This window comes from Streptococcus pseudopneumoniae, from assembly GCF_001072665.1.
Lineage (GTDB): Bacteria > Bacillota > Bacilli > Lactobacillales > Streptococcaceae > Streptococcus > Streptococcus pseudopneumoniae_S.
This window is the reverse complement of record NZ_JVJI01000108.1, coordinates 1-15,403: the sequence shown is the minus strand read 5'-3', so window position 1 is coordinate 15,403 and position 15,403 is coordinate 1. Positions and strand designations below refer to the sequence as shown.

Annotated in this window: 15 protein-coding genes and 1 pseudogene; 4 read left to right on the top strand and 12 right to left on the bottom strand. The window is 38.8% G+C overall.

The genetic code is table 11. The annotated features are described in order from the left end of the window. The 3 genes and pseudogenes from ADH52_RS05600 to ADH52_RS05590 all read right to left on the bottom strand — a co-directional run. A pseudogene (locus tag ADH52_RS05600) lies at nt 1–114 on the bottom strand (adhesin); the annotation flags it as partial. Between the two features lie 141 nt (nt 115–255). Beyond that, nucleotides 256–1,989, bottom strand: a complete 1,734-nt coding sequence (gene ptsP, locus ADH52_RS05595; protein ID WP_049486878.1) for a phosphoenolpyruvate--protein phosphotransferase — start codon at nt 1,987–1,989, stop codon at nt 256–258. A gap of 5 nt (nt 1,990–1,994) precedes the next feature. Beyond that, a complete protein-coding gene (locus ADH52_RS05590; RefSeq protein WP_000146949.1) occupies nt 1,995–2,258 on the bottom strand; it encodes a phosphocarrier protein HPr in 264 nt (87 codons plus the stop codon). Nucleotides 2,259–2,608: 350 nt separating this feature from the next. Here ADH52_RS05590 and nrdH point away from each other — a divergent pair, with 350 nt between their 5' ends. The 4 genes from nrdH to ADH52_RS05570 all read left to right on the top strand — a co-directional run bounded on the left by nrdH (nt 2,609) and on the right by ADH52_RS05570 (nt 7,128). Further along, nucleotides 2,609–2,827 carry a glutaredoxin-like protein NrdH gene (nrdH, locus tag ADH52_RS05585; RefSeq protein WP_000259240.1) on the top strand — a complete coding sequence of 73 codons (219 nt, stop codon included), beginning with the start codon at nt 2,609–2,611 and terminating at the stop codon, nt 2,825–2,827. Between the two features lie 80 nt (nt 2,828–2,907). Beyond that, nucleotides 2,908–5,067: a class 1b ribonucleoside-diphosphate reductase subunit alpha gene (gene nrdE / locus ADH52_RS05580; RefSeq protein ID WP_049486879.1), complete on the top strand. Its 2,160-nt coding sequence runs from the start codon at nt 2,908–2,910 to the stop codon at nt 5,065–5,067. 188 nt (nt 5,068–5,255) lie between these two features. Beyond that, nucleotides 5,256–6,218 (top strand): class 1b ribonucleoside-diphosphate reductase subunit beta, encoded by a 963-nt coding sequence (gene nrdF, locus ADH52_RS05575; protein WP_000451386.1) that lies wholly within the window; start codon nt 5,256–5,258, stop codon nt 6,216–6,218. Between the two features lie 142 nt (nt 6,219–6,360). Further along, nucleotides 6,361–7,128 (top strand): DeoR/GlpR family DNA-binding transcription regulator, encoded by a 768-nt coding sequence (locus ADH52_RS05570; protein WP_049486880.1) that lies wholly within the window; start codon nt 6,361–6,363, stop codon nt 7,126–7,128. A gap of 104 nt (nt 7,129–7,232) precedes the next feature. Here the strand turns inward: ADH52_RS05570 and ADH52_RS05565 are convergent, their stop codons facing one another. The 9 genes from ADH52_RS05565 to lacA form a co-directional block, all read right to left on the bottom strand. Then, nucleotides 7,233–7,490 carry a DUF3884 family protein gene (locus tag ADH52_RS05565; RefSeq protein WP_080976110.1) on the bottom strand — a complete coding sequence of 86 codons (258 nt, stop codon included), beginning with the start codon at nt 7,488–7,490 and terminating at the stop codon, nt 7,233–7,235. 41 nt (nt 7,491–7,531) lie between these two features. Further along, nucleotides 7,532–8,938, bottom strand: coding sequence for a 6-phospho-beta-galactosidase (lacG, locus tag ADH52_RS05555; RefSeq protein ID WP_049510516.1), 1,407 nt, complete (start codon nt 8,936–8,938; stop codon nt 7,532–7,534). A 338-nt stretch (nt 8,939–9,276) separates the two neighbouring features. Beyond that, nucleotides 9,277–10,968, bottom strand: coding sequence for a lactose-specific PTS transporter subunit EIIC (locus ADH52_RS05550; protein WP_049510515.1), 1,692 nt, complete (start codon nt 10,966–10,968; stop codon nt 9,277–9,279). Continuing rightward, a complete protein-coding gene (locus ADH52_RS05545; protein WP_049510514.1) occupies nt 10,968–11,285 on the bottom strand; it encodes a PTS lactose/cellobiose transporter subunit IIA in 318 nt (105 codons plus the stop codon). Before ADH52_RS05545 ends, ADH52_RS05550 begins: the two co-directional genes overlap by 1 nt. Nucleotides 11,286–11,320: 35 nt before the next feature. Continuing rightward, a complete protein-coding gene (locus tag ADH52_RS05540) occupies nt 11,321–12,157 on the bottom strand; it encodes a PRD domain-containing protein (protein WP_049510513.1) in 837 nt (278 codons plus the stop codon). Nucleotides 12,158–12,390: 233 nt separating this feature from the next. Continuing rightward, nucleotides 12,391–13,371 (bottom strand): tagatose-bisphosphate aldolase, encoded by a 981-nt coding sequence (lacD, locus tag ADH52_RS05535; RefSeq protein ID WP_001229114.1) that lies wholly within the window; start codon nt 13,369–13,371, stop codon nt 12,391–12,393. A gap of 1 nt (nt 13,372) precedes the next feature. Further along, entirely contained in the window at nt 13,373–14,302 is a 930-nt protein-coding gene (locus ADH52_RS05530; RefSeq protein WP_049510512.1) for a tagatose-6-phosphate kinase, read from the bottom strand. A 10-nt stretch (nt 14,303–14,312) separates the two neighbouring features. Continuing rightward, the gene (lacB, locus tag ADH52_RS05525; RefSeq protein WP_001216913.1) at nt 14,313–14,828 is read right to left on the bottom strand and encodes a galactose-6-phosphate isomerase subunit LacB; all 516 of its coding nucleotides are present in this window, start codon (nt 14,826–14,828) and stop codon (nt 14,313–14,315) included. Nucleotides 14,829–14,858: 30 nt separating this feature from the next. Further along, on the bottom strand, nt 14,859–15,284 hold the full coding sequence (gene lacA, locus ADH52_RS05520; protein ID WP_000029277.1) for a galactose-6-phosphate isomerase subunit LacA: 426 nt from the start codon (nt 15,282–15,284) through the stop codon (nt 14,859–14,861). Between the last annotated feature and the right edge of the window lie 119 nt (nt 15,285–15,403).

Genomic DNA, 15,403 nt, shown 5'->3' with positions numbered 1-15,403 from the left:
AAAACTGGTCACAATTTTCATCCCTTTACCTGACTGGCTTTCCTTTTGGCCACAAGCAGCTAAACACAAAAGAAAGACACTTAACAACACTAAAAACAAATTTTGTTTCTTCATAAAAACTCCTTAACTAGTTATTTAACTAGTTAATATTCTACTCCAATTTTTTTATTGTCAAGCATTTTATGAACTAGTTAATAGATTTTCTGATTTTAAACTATAAAAAAACCTTGCAACTAAGTTGCAAGGACTTTTCGATTAATCAAAGTTAACGTATTCCTTTTGAAGTTCAAGAACTTCTTCCATTGTTGAACACTCTGTAAGGGCACGGTTAGCGTACTCTTCCATCTTAGCAGTATCCAATTTCTTCATCAAGCTACGTGTACGAAGTACAGATGTTGCTGACATAGAGAACTCATCCAAGCCCATTCCGACAAGAAGTGGAACAGCTTTTTGGTCACCAGCCATCTCACCACACATACCAGCCCATTTACCTTCAGCGTGAGCTGCTTTGATAACGTTGTTGATCAAGCGAAGGATTGATGGGTTATATGGTTGGTAAAGGTATGAAACTTGTTCGTTCATACGGTCTGCCGCCATTGAGTATTGGATCAAGTCGTTTGTACCAATTGACATGAAGTCTACTTCTTTTGCAAATTGGTCTGCAAGCATAGCTGCTGCAGGGATTTCAATCATGATACCAACTTGGATGTCATCCGCAACTGCTACACCTTCAGTAAGAAGGTTTGCTTTTTCTTCTTCATAAACTGCTTTAGCTGCACGAAATTCTTTCAAAAGGGCAACCATTGGGAACATGATACGCAATTGACCATGAACAGAAGCACGAAGAAGGGCACGGATTTGTGTACGGAACATTGCATCTCCAGTTTCAGAAATAGAGATACGAAGGGCACGGAATCCAAGGAATGGGTTCATTTCATGTGGCATATCGAAGTAAGGAAGTTCCTTATCTCCACCAATATCCATTGTACGAACAACCACAGGTTTACCATTCATTCCCTCAAGAACAGCCTTGTATGCTTCGTACTGCTCATCTTCAGTTGGGAAGTCTTGAGAATCCATGTACAAGAACTCTGTACGGTAAAGTCCAACCGCTTCTGCACCATTGTTGTTAACACCTTCCACGTCTTTTGGAGTACCGATGTTAGCAGCCAACTCGAAGTGTTTACCGTCAGCAGTCACTGTTTGAGCATCTTTCAAAAGTGCCCATTCAGCTTTTTGTTTAGCATAAGCTTCACCAGCTACTTTAAATTCTGCCGCTTGTTCATCTGTTGGGTTGATAATCACTTCACCAGTAATTCCGTTAACGGCAAGGATATCACCGTCTTTCACTACTTCAGTGATGTTATTTGTTCCCAATACAGCTGCAATTTCAAGTGTACGTGCCATGATAGCTGAGTGGCTTGTACGTCCACCGATATTTGTTACAAAAGCTTTTACAAAGTTTTTGTCCAATTGAGCTGTATCAGATGGTGTCAAGTCATGCGCAATGACGATTACTTCTTCATTGATAGAAGCTGGGTTTGGCAATTTTTTACCAAGAAGGTTTGCCAATACACGCTTTGTCACGTCACGGATATCCGCTGCACGTTCTTGCATATATGGGTTGTCTTCCATGCCTTCAAAGATAGTGATGAACATGTCAGTCACTTCTTTAAGACCTGCTTCAGCATTGACTTTCTTAGCACGGATTGTTTCTTTAATCTGACCAATCAATTCTGGGTCAGCAAGAACCATCAAATGAGCGTCAAAAACTTGAGCCGCTTCTTCACCAAGCGTACCTACAGCTTTCTCACGGATAAGAGAAAGCTCGTTTTGAGAAGCTTCAAGAGCTACATCCAAACGAGCCTCTTCTGCGTTTGTATCTTCGACTGAAACAGTCTCGAATGACAAATCCGGTTGAACGAGTAGATATGCTTTTGCAACTGCAACACCGTCAGATGCTGCGATTCCTTTAAGCATTTCTGTCATTTTCCTTATGCCAATCCTTCTTTTTCCATTGTTTCTGAGATTGCAACGATAGCATCATCTGCATCTGCACCTTCAGCTGAGATAGTTACGTCAGCACCTTGGCCAACACCAAGACTCATAACACCCATGATTGATTTAAGGTTAACTGATTTACCTTTGTACTCAAGAGTGATATCTGAAGCAAATTTGCTAGCAGTTTGCACCAACAATGTTGCTGGACGTGCGTGAATACCTGTTTCTGCCACTACGTGGAAATCTTTAGAAGCCATAGTTTGACTCTCCTTTTGTTCTTTCTTTTTTGAGTTATATGTGATAACCCTTACAATTTGGTATTATATCATCTTCTAGGATTTTTTTCAAGCATTTTATGGGATTTATTCGATTTCCTTTCAGATAACTTGCTGAAAATCTTCTATTTTAGATAACAAAACACAGGATATAGTTTTCCAAAAAACTACTTGTAGGATAATCATCACTATTTTACAAAACAAACACTACATGTTGTGTTTTGAGACCTTGAGTAGAAAAATAGACCACTATATTTAGTTTTAAATCGTTGACAAAAATTTATTTTCTGATATACTAAGAAAGTAATCTATTTTGAAAGAGGAGTTACACAATGGTAACCGTTTATTCTAAAAACAACTGTGTCCAATGTAAAATGACCAAACGTTTCTTGGACAGTAATAATGTCGCTTATCGTGAAATCAATCTTGATGAGCAACCTGAATACATCGATCAAGTTAAAGAGCTCGGTTTCAGCGCAGCTCCTGTTATCCAAACACCAACTGAAGTCTTTTCAGGTTTCCAACCAGGAAAATTGAAACAATTAGCATAATCTTAGTACATCATCCAGAAGAAACTGCTTCTAGGGCTAACTTAGAAGCCTTTCTTTTGTAATTAGATAAGGGAAATTTTATGGGATTAAAACATCTTGAAGACGTGACTTACTTCCGTCTCAATAACGAAATCAACCGTCCTGTCAATGGACAAATCATGCTTCATAAAGATAAGGAAGCCTTGGATGCTTTCTTTAAAGAAAATGTAGTTCCAAACACTATGGTTTTTGATTCAATCAAGGATAAAATCAACTACCTCATTGAACACAACTACATCGAAACAGCCTTTATCAAGAAATACCGTCCAGAATTTTTGGAAGAATTGTCTCAATTTATCAAAGATCAAAATTTCCAATTCAAGTCTTTCATGGCAGCTTATAAATTTTACAATCAATATGCCTTGAAGACAAACGACGGTGAATATTATCTTGAAAGTATGGAAGACCGCGTCTTCTTTAACGCCCTTTATTTCGCTGATGGCAATGAAGCTGTTGCAATCGATATTGCCAATGAAATCATCCACCAACGCTACCAACCTGCTACTCCTTCCTTCTTGAATGCTGGACGCGCTCGTCGTGGTGAATTGGTATCATGTTTCCTGATCCAAGTAACTGATGATATGAACTCTATCGGACGTTCTATCAACTCAGCTCTTCAACTTTCACGTATCGGTGGTGGTGTGGGAATTACTCTCAGCAACCTTCGTGAAGCTGGTGCACCTATCAAAGGCTATGAAGGAGCAGCTTCTGGCGTCGTTCCAGTTATGAAGCTTTTCGAAGATAGCTTCTCTTACTCAAACCAATTGGGACAACGTCAAGGTGCCGGTGTTGTCTACCTCAACGTTTTCCACCCAGATATTATCGCCTTCCTTTCCACTAAGAAAGAAAACGCCGATGAAAAAGTTCGTGTTAAGACCCTTTCACTTGGTGTTGTGGTGCCCGATAAATTCTACGAATTAGCACGTAAAAATGAAGAAATGTACCTCTTCAGCCCTTATTCTGTAGAGCTTGAATACGGTGTGCCATTTAACTACATCGACATCACTGAAAAATACGATGAGCTAGTCGCAAATCCAAATATCCGCAAGACAAAAATCAAGGCGCGTGATTTGGAAACTGAAATCTCTAAATTGCAACAAGAATCTGGCTACCCTTATGTAGTCAACATTGATACGGCTAACCGTGCAAATCCTGTTGATGGTAAGATTATCATGAGTAACTTGTGTTCTGAAATTCTTCAAGTTCAAGAACCAAGCTTGATCAACGATGCTCAAGAATTCCTTCAAATGGGAACGGACGTTTCATGTAACCTTGGTTCAACCAACGTGGTTAACATGATGACCTCACCTGATTTTGGTCGTTCTATCCGTGCTATGGTTCGTGCCCTTACTTTCGTTACAGATAGTTCGCACATCGTAGCTGTTCCTACTATCGACCATGGAAATAGCCAAGCCCACACCTTTGGTCTCGGTGCCATGGGACTTCACAGCTACCTTGCCCAACAATTGATTGAATATGGATCGCCTGAGTCTGTTGAATTTACAAGCATCTACTTTATGCTTATGAACTACTGGACCTTGGTAGAATCAAACAATATCGCGCGTGAACGTGGTATTACCTTCCATAACTTTGAAAAATCAGACTATGCTAACGGAAGCTACTTTGACAAGTATGTAACTGGCGAGTTTGTTCCAAAATCAGAACGTGTTAAGGAACTCTTCAAAGATGTCTTTATCCCAAGTGCTGCTGATTGGGCTGAACTTCGCGACAAGGTTCAAGCAGATGGTCTTTACCACCAAAACCGCCTTGCTGTAGCGCCAAATGGTTCTATCAGTTACATCAACGACGTTTCTGCTTCTATCCACCCGATTACGCAACGTATCGAAGAACGTCAAGAAAAGAAAATCGGTAAAATCTACTATCCTGCTGCTGGCTTGTCAACAGAAACCATTCCTTACTACACTTCTGCTTACGACATGGATATGCGTAAAGTGATTGATGTCTATGCTGCTGCAACTGAGCACGTGGACCAAGGACTTTCACTCACACTCTTCATGCGTAGTGACATTCCAAAAGGTCTTTACGAATGGAAGAAGGAAAATAAACAAACGACACGTGACTTGTCTATCCTTCGTAACTATGCCTTTAACAAGGGAATCAAGTCTATCTACTACGTCCGTACCTTTACAGATGATGGTGGAGAAGTCGGTGCTAACCAATGTGAAAGCTGTGTGATTTAATCTTTGTTGGAGGAAACTACATTTTCTCAAATAAGTGATTCATTCACCCTGCTAAACTAGAATAAGCATCTATACTATGAAATAACAAAAAGTCGGGCTTCCGACTTTTTGTGCGATACTCCTCTAGGATTATGATAAAATAGAAATAATTGTGAGTTCGCAATACTAAACACAGAAAGAGATTTCAAATGGAAACTTACTACAAAGCCATTAACTGGAATGCCATCGAAGATGTCATCGACAAATCAACTTGGGAAAAACTGACGGAGCAATTCTGGCTTGATACACGTATTCCTTTGTCAAATGACTTGGATGACTGGAGAAAGCTATCAAATGTAGAAAAAGACTTGGTTGGAAAAGTCTTTGGTGGTTTAACCCTTCTCGACACTATGCAATCTGAAACTGGGGTTCAAGCCCTTCGCGCAGACATCCGTACACCACATGAGGAAGCTGTTTTCAATAACATCCAATTTATGGAATCTGTCCACGCAAAATCTTACTCATCAATCTTTTCTACCTTGAATACCAAAGCTGAGATTGAAGAAATTTTCGAATGGACCAATACCAATCCTTACCTACAAAAGAAGGCTGAGATTGTCAACGAAATCTACCTAAACGGTAGCCCACTTGAAAAGAAAGTTGCCAGCGTCTTCCTTGAAACTTTCCTCTTCTACTCTGGTTTCTTCACTCCCCTCTACTATCTCGGTAACAACAAGCTAGCCAACGTTGCGGAAATCATCAAATTAATTATTCGTGATGAATCTGTTCACGGAACCTACATTGGTTACAAATTCCAACTTGGTTTCAATGAATTACCTGAAGAAGAGCAAGAAAAACTCAAAGAATGGATGTACGATCTGCTCTACACTCTCTACGAGAATGAAGAAGGCTATACAGAAAGCCTCTATGACGGTGTTGGTTGGACTGAAGAAGTCAAGACCTTCCTTCGCTACAATGCTAACAAAGCACTCATGAACCTGGGACAAGATCCACTCTTCCCAGATTCAGCTGATGATGTCAACCCAATCGTTATGAACGGTATTTCAACAGGAACATCCAACCACGACTTCTTCTCTCAAGTCGGAAATGGTTACCTTCTTGGTGAAGTTGAAGCTATGCAAGACGATGACTACAACTACGGTTTGGACTAATTCAATTATCCCAGAACTGATAACAAATATCATGGCTTGTTTAAAACAACCATGATATTTTTGTTTTTGTTTTCTTTTGTTTTTTAAATTGATTGATTGAATACTTTATGATAAAATAGTAATAGAAATAGAGGTGATAACGATGTTAAAGCAGGAAAAACTAGATAATATTCTAGAAACGGTAAATACAAAGGGAACTATTACTGTAAAAGAAATCATGACTCGCTTGGATGTGTCAGATATGACTGCTAGACGCTACTTGCAAGAGTTGGCAGACAAGGATTTACTTGTTCGGGTTCACGGTGGAGCTGAGAAAATTCGCACAGGTTCTATTTTAAATAATGAGCGTTCCAATATTGAAAAACAAGGCTTACAAATCGCAGAAAAACAAGAAATCAGCCGTTTTGCAGGCCATTTAATTGATGAGGGTGAAACCATTTTTATTGGGCCAGGGACAACCTTGGAATCTTTTGCTCGTGAACTTCCAATTGATAATATTCGTGTTGTAACAAACAGTTTACCAGTCTTTCTCATCCTAAACGAACGAAAACTAACAGATTTGATTTTAATTGGTGGAAACTATCGCTCTATCACTGGAGCCTTTGTGGGAACACTAACCTTGCAAAACTTGGCTAATTTACAATTTTCTAAAGCCTTCGTTAGCTGTAATGGTATTCAGGACAATGCGATTGCGACCTTTAGTGAAGAAGAAGGTGAATCCCAACGCATCGCCCTCAATAATTCCAATAAAAAATACTTACTAGCTGACCATAGTAAGTTCAATAAATTTGATTTCTATACCTTCTACAATATCTCTGATATTGATACCATCGTTTCAGATTCTAAACTGAGCAAAGAAACGTTTGAACAACTTTCAAAACAAACAAAAATTATTCTTTCTAAACCATAAAACTGAGGATTGATAAAATATAAAATGCGTCATATCAAGAAAATAAGAATCTTGATATGACGCATTTTTTGATGAAGATTTTTACAAAGAGTTTCCTAGATTCTTTATGATTGTTGAAACGGCATAAAATCTGAATCAAAGGAGATATTATCCCGTTCTTCAGGACTGATAAAATTTAAAAAGATATTTTTAAATTCTTCCAGCTCATAGTCTGAATGGCAAATCCATTCTTTGCCGGTAGAGACATACCATTTCCCAAGATTTTTCAGCTCCTCATTAGTCAAACAAGGTATTTGAGAACATTTATCAAAATTAATAATATAAACTTTTTCATAAATTGATTGGATAAAATTTTTGAACATCTTTTACCTCACTAGAATTCTATGTCTAATTACTAATTCTACTAGTCTATAATCTGACTTTCTGCTACTTTCTTGTACCAGTGAGCTGATTTCTTAGGATAACGTTCTTGAGTTTCAAAGTCTACATAAAAGAGACCGTAGCGTTTTTCATACCCATTTGACCATGAGAAGACATCCATCAATGACCAGATGAAGTATCCTTTGACGTTTGCACCATCAGCAATAGCATCAGATAATACTTCCAAGTGTTGTTTCACGTAATCAATACGGCCATCATCGTAAACAGTGTTATCAACGAACTCATCTTTATATCCAAGACCATTTTCAGTGATGTAAATCTTCTTGTAGTTCGGATAATCTTTCTTCACACGAATGATTTGGTCATACAGACCTTGAGGGTATATAATCCAATCCCAGTCCGTGCGTGGCACATAGTCAGGAGCTACACGACGACCAACACCTTTGATTTGGTATTTGGAACTTCCTTTTTCACCCTTACCATTATGGATAATTTCAGTCTCTCCATCAAAGGCTTCCATCCAATCACTCATATAGTAATTAATTCCAAGGAAGTCATTCAAGTCTTTTGTGGCTTCTAATACTTCGAAATCTTCTTCACGAAGATCTAAGCTACCACCATTAACTGATAAGATATGGTTGACACCTTCCATCGTTTCATCTGAATAGTGTCCAAGATAAGTTGCATCCAAGATAAATTTATTGTGAATAATATCTTCCAACTCTGCTGCACGAACATCTGCTGGATTTTTAGGATCCAAAGGATACTTAGTTGGCAGAGCGTGAACAACACCAATTTCACCTTTATAACCTTTATCTTTATATAGCTTGACTGCACGCGCATGAGAAACCATCATATTGTGGTGCGATTGGAAAACTTTGGCAAGGTCGTACTGAATTCCTGGAGGGAATTTACCAACCAAGTATTGACCATCACCGATTGGGCCAATTTCATTAAAGGTTGTCCAATAGTTTACTTCTGGAAATTCTTCAAAACAGAATGCAGCGTAATCTACAAAGTGTTCGATATTTTCACGGTTTAAGAAGTCTCCATTTGAGTGGAGAGTTTCTGGCGTATCAAAGTGATGAAGAGTTACAAAGGGCTCAACGTGACGTTTGTGGCACTCTGCAAATAGATTATGATAAAATTCAACACCCTTTTGATTTACTTGACCGTAGCCTGTTGGGAAAATACGTGACCAAGCAATAGAAATTCGAATGCCATTGACACCATACTCTTCTGCCAACTTGAGGTCAACTGGGTATCGATTGTAAAAATCACTGGCTGGTTCTGCAGTGTACCAGTAGTTATCTTCAAGATATTTATCCCACGCTACTGGTCCTTTACCATCAGTATGTGTAGCACCTTCTGCTTGATAGGCAGCTGTTGCGCCACCAAAAATAAAGTCTTTTGGTAATGTTTTTGTCATTTTTTTCACCTATTTCTTGATTTAAATAAAGTAAAAGTGAGAGGAGAGGAGTCAGTGAGCCATCCTTCTCCATCTCACTTCTTGTATCAAGTCACCGAATTGTAACATGAGGAGGTAAAAACGATATCTTTTTACCGACGAATTAATAAGGCGATTAGGAAATTTGCCATAGCGATTTCCGTAACGAGAGGAGACTATTTCAGAGTCCCTATCGTTAATCGAATTGTGACATGAGAAGGTAAAAACGATATCTTTTTACCGACGAATTAACAAGGCAATTAGGAAATTCGCCATAGCGATTTCCGTAACGATAGGAGACTGTTTCAGAGTCCCTATCGTTAATCGAATTGCGCTTGTACAAATGCAAGAGCACCTTTTCCATCACGAGTTAATTTGATGTATTGAGCTCCCTCTGTTTTCGCAAGTTTAATATCGAGTTTATCTGTTTCTGCTTTCATGTCTTCAAAGTTTGAAGCAACTTGAGGGGCAAGGATAACCAAATCAAACTCTGGTAACATTTCACGGTGAGCACCATAGCCACCTGCTGCTGCTTTCACAGGGACATTGTATTCTGCTGCTGCCTTATTCAAAGCATTCGCAAGAAGTCCACTTGTCCCTCCACCTGCACAGAGAACGAGGACATTTGTTTCTTCAGTGATGGTATTTTGTGCTGCATCGACACCCGCTTTTTCAAGAATAGCATCCGCTTTTGCAGTGTTGAAGTTTGCAGCAACTTTTTCTTTCAATTCATCATTAGACTTACCTGAACGTTCTTCTTCAAGAATTTGTTCATCATAGACTTTAAGGAATGGATAGTAAATGACTACATCAACCACGATTAGAAGGGCAGCAAGAATGAATGATAGAACTTGGAAGTTAGTACCAAGAACTAGACCTAGTGGAGCTGGGGTTGTCCATGGTAGATTAGCAGTAAATGAATTCATTCCAAGAGTTTCAATGAAGAATTTAAAGATCCAAACGTTTGCGATAGGAGCAAAAATAAATGGAATGAAGAAGATTGGATTCAATACAAGCGGTGCACCAAACAAGATTGGTTCATTTACACCAAAGAATGTTGGAACTACTGAAGCACGACCGATGGCACGGTTACGTTTTGATTTTGTTAACCACATGAACATGAATGGAACAACCAGTGTCGCACCAGTACCACCCATGGTAACGATAAACATTTGTGTACCAGAAGTAAGAATCTTGTCAGCGTGCATACCTTGTTGGAGAAGGTTCAAGTTGACTTCGGCATTTGCATAGGTAATAGCTGCGATAGCAGGTTCAACAATAGATGGACCATGGATACCAACAAACCAGAAGAAGGCAAAGGCACCAAAGATAATGGTAATACCAAGATAGCCATCAGCTGCAGAGAATAATGGTGCAAAGAATTTACCGATTGATTCAGCTACGCTTGCACCAACAAAGTGACGAGCTAGTAAATCAAGAGCATAAAGTGAAACAACTGATAGAGTAAATGGAATAACGTCTTTAAATACTTGGGAGATATTTGGCGGAACTTCGTCCGGCATACGAATGGTAACGTTGTTCTTAACACAGACCTTATAGATAGCCACAGTCACAAAGGCAGCAAGGAAGGCTGAAAGCAAACCTTTTGTCCCCAAGAATCCAGTAGCTAGACCATTTTCGATAGGATCAGCTGCCAACATCAACAAACCAACAATTGCTGCCAACAATGTTGACATATAGTTGATTTGATTGGTTTTCTCCATGCTACGGTTTACTGAGTCGGTCAATGACTTAGCTGTTGTACCAGCTACCAAGAGAGCCAGAATACCCATAGAATAGCTATAAGGTTTCATCAGAAAGGATACAACTTCATCAGACCATTTAAAGCCCCATGAGTTTGGTACAAAAGCAATCAAGATAAAGATACTTGAGAAGAGAATAACAGGCATACCTGCAATGAAACCATCACGAATAGCACGAAGATAGATATTACGAGATAATTTCTCAAAGAAAGGTTTTCCTTTCTCAATAAATGCAATTAATTTATTCATTATTTAACTCCTCTCTTGTACAGTTCAATTAAATGGTGCATCAAATCTTTTAACAAAATAGTTGTCATCAAGTGATCTTGACCGTGCATCATGGTCACACTATACGCTAAGTCCTCACCAGAAGCTTCCTTAGTCAATAGACTTGTTTGCGCGTGGTGAGCTTCAGCAATGCAAGAACCAGCTTCCTCAACTAATCTGTCCGCTTTCGCAAAATCACCAGCTTCAGCAGCCTTTAAAGCTTCCAATAGTTTTGAACGAGCATCGCCAGCATAGGCTACGATTTCAAAACCTAACAATGTTACTTCTTCTCTATTCATGATAGAATTCTCCTTATATAGTTTTAAATAAATTTTTATGACAATAAACGTTGGATATGTAGAACTAGATAAACTCGTTCACTTTTATACAAATCAAGACCCGTATGTTGCGTAATCACATCATAGATCTTGGAACCAATCTCGAAGGCTTTTGGATAGGATTGTTTAATATGATCTTCCATATCCAGAAGTGATTGGTTATCATCTCTAGATCTGTCTAAATAATCCAAGAAATAATTCAGATGAATCATAAAACGATCATAGAAATGGTTATTCTCTTTGGTTCGTTGAATTGCATAGTCCGTTAAAACTTCTTCAACATTCCTGAGAATTTCTTTCCTCTTATCAATCGACTCCACAAGTTCCACTTCATTTTCACCTTCGGCATTAATGAAATGATAAGCAATCCGAATAATTTCGTCCTCAGGAAAATGATCTGCTAGCTTCTGACAGTAAATTTCAAAAGCTTCCTTTGCGATTTGAAAAGCGACAGGATACTTGGCAGAAATATCTGGCAGATTACTATCCTTGTACCTTCCTTGTGCTAGAGCTTGGTAAGAACAGTAAATATGATCTGTCAAGGTTACGTAGAGATACTCTTGAATCGGATAATGATATTTCTTTGATAGCTTATCAATGATTTCATAGGTCACTGTGATAAAATCAAGCGGAACATCTTTGAGGAGAGCCATAAAGTTTTCTCTTGACTCTTCGGTCTTCATCCGAAAGATTTTCTCAACCTGATGTTCAGCAATCAAATCCCCCTTCTTCTTTCCAAATGCAATCCCCTTACCGATCACAATCACTTCTTCTCCTTTATCATTTCTGACAAGCGAGACATTGTGATTCATTGGATTTAGAATTCGATACATGTCAACCTCCTTTTACATCTTAAAGGTATATGAGTATAAAAAATGACCACAAATGAACTAGAAAATCAGCCGATTTCTAATTCACCTGTGATCATGCCTAATATTACTTAGTAACACTCACCTTGTATTAACTTGTGATTTAAGTATAGCACAAGTAAGTTATTTTGTAAACCTTTACATACAACTTTTTTAAAATTTTTTTAGATTCATGTTCCTAACCTAGGAGGACTTGCTTACACGCGTTCTTTCCATGAAGTTGCTGTTGTTTGAAGGACTTTATTGAGCTCATCAATGTTTTCAAATCCAGTTGTGCGAAGCCATTCGCGAGCTGCTGCTTCACCATCTTTGATGTATGCTTCAACTGATCCAGCCCATGTAGCACGGCCACAAAGAACTCCGTTAAAGTTTGCACCTGATTCATGGGCAAATACAAGAGTATCTTGGAAGAGTTTAGCTGATACACCAGCACTCAAGTAGATGTATGGCAAGTTAGTTGCTTCATCTTGGGCTTTGAAGAAGGCTGCTGCTTCTTCACGTGTATAAACTACTTCACCTTCAGCGAAGCCTTCAACATATTTAATGTTAACAGGAACTTCAACTTTCAAGACATCAATGTTAAAGCGTGGGTCTGAGAAGACTTTCATAGCACCGATAACTTTGTGTGGTTTTACTTTCGCATATTCTACAGAACCAGCGTCAGCAATTTTTTCATCGTAAGCTAGGATTTCAAGGAAGAATGGGATATCTTCAGCCACACACTCAGAACCGATACGTTCGATATAGGCTTGTTTCTCTTGGTTAAGTTCGTCTGAGCTATCTACATCATAGTAAAGCAAGAATTTAACTGCATCTGCACCTTCTTCTTTAATACGTTTTGCAGACCAAACATCCAAGCAGTCTGGCAAGCGTTTTGTGCTTGTTGTATCATAACCTGTTTTCTCATAAGCGAGAAGAAGGCCAGCTTTTTCATCAAGAGCTTTAGTTGCTGGAAGTCCATATTCAGGGTCAAGAAGCATAGATGATGCGTATTTAGTCAATTCATCTGCTACCAAGACTTTAAGTTCTTCCATTTGAGCTACAGTTGGTTCTTCTGTTTGGTGTTGAGCCATGAGGCGTTTCAAAGCACCACGTTGGTCAAATGCAAGAGCTGAGATGATACCATTTTCATCAGAAAGTTTTTCTAAGCGTGCACGTTTTTGTTCTGTTAAAGCCATTTTATACCTCTTTTACTATTAATTGATCATATAGAACTTGATAGTTGGCCATATTGACATGACCAGTCATTTTTTCTTGAGCATTGAGCATACCAAGGACATTTGCCTTGATGAGTAATTCTGCATCCGATTCTTTATGAAGTAAACCTGAAGAAATTCCAGCAACTGTAGAATCTCCAGATCCAACAGGGTTGACTACCTGAATTCTAGGAATATCTACCTTGTAGAAAGTGTCACCATGTTTGGCAAAGGCACCGTTAGCACCAAGTGAAACGATAATCCATTCAATACCTGCAAACAAAGGTTCTTGAAGGACTTCTTTTAATTCATCCAAATCCTCAGAAACTTCTCTACCTAGAAGTTGAGACAATTCCTCATTATTTGGTTTGATGACTGTTGGTTTATGTGGTGATTCAAGAACCGCCTGAAGAGCCGCACCAGAGCAGTCCAAGACTACAGGTTTGCCAGCTTGGTTAGCAAGTTCTACCAAGCTCGCATAGTAATCAACTGGAAGGCCAGCTGGCAGACTACCTGAAATAGCAACTACTTCAACTGACTCCAGGAGTTTTTTGAAATGTTCCAAAAAGTCTTGACCTTCCTGTTCCAATACTTCAGGACCTTTTTCAAGAACTTCTGTTTGGTTGTCTCCGTGAAGAATAGCGATACAGTTACGAGTTTCTCCCTGAATAGAAAAGAAATCTTTCTTAACATTATCATCGATATGTTCAACCAAAAACTCACCAAGTTTGCCACCCACTAAACCAGTAGCAAGAACAGAATCCCCAAATTCTGAAAGTACTCGGGTAACATTGAGTCCCTTACCACCAGCCGTTTTGGTTACATCCACCACACGATTGACAGTATCAATCTTCAACTCATCCAAAGGATAGGAAATATCAATGGATGGGTTCATTGTGACTGTTAAAATCATAGGTCACCTCTTAGTCGTGGTATTCTCCGCGATCCCATTTTTCGAGGAATTCAGTGAAGAAGTTTGCGTCTGTTTGTTGAGCATTGTGACTTTCAACGTGTTCAATTTTCGCAATCAATTTTTTATTTTCTTCAGATGGTTTATATTCAGCATGGATGAAAGCTTCGATGATATCACACATGAGCAATTCACCAGTAATCTTACCACCAAAACCGATAACGTTAGCGTTCAATTGTTCTTTAGCATAAAGAGCTGTTGTCATATCACGAACCAAGGCAGAACGAACACCAGGAACTTTATTTACAGCGTTGTTGATACCAACACCAGTACCACAGATACATACCCCAAGATCAGCTTGACCGCTAGTTACAGCTTCACCTACTTTTTTACCAAAGATTGGGTAGTGAGTACGTGTATGGTCATATGTACCAAAGTCAATGACTTCATATCCTTTTGATTTCAAAAATTCTGAAACCGCCATTTTTTCATCTGTTACGATGTGGTCACATCCAATTGCAATTCTCATTTTTAACTTACCTTTCTTACTGTAATCTAATTAGCACATTTTGTTCAACATGTCGACCCTAATTTGGTGACGACCACCGTCATATTTACCGTTAACAAATCCTTTTGCGATATTTTTAGCCAATTCATCACCGACAAGTTGTGCACCCATAGTGATCATACGTGAGTTGTTGTGGCCACGAGTCATATAAGCTGAACGTTCGTCAGAAACTTCTGCAGCAACCATTCCTTTGATCTTAGTTGCAACCATAAATGGACCAGCTCCATAAGCATCAATCACGATACCAAGGTTTTGTTCTTCTTTGTTTACTTCTGCAGCAACAGCAAGAGTTACATCAACAAAGTCTTGACCTTCAGCTGTAACATCCACAACGTGGAAGTTTTCTTTTTCCAAGAAGTCTTTCACAACTTCTTTCAATCTCAAACCTGCAGCATCTGCACCGATAACAATAGACATATTGTATACTCCTTTTATTTTTCTAGGCTAATAAAACCTTTTATAGTTAGCAGTTTATACTCTTCGAAAATCAAATTCAAACCGCGTCAACGTCGCCTTGCCGTACTCAAGTACAGCCT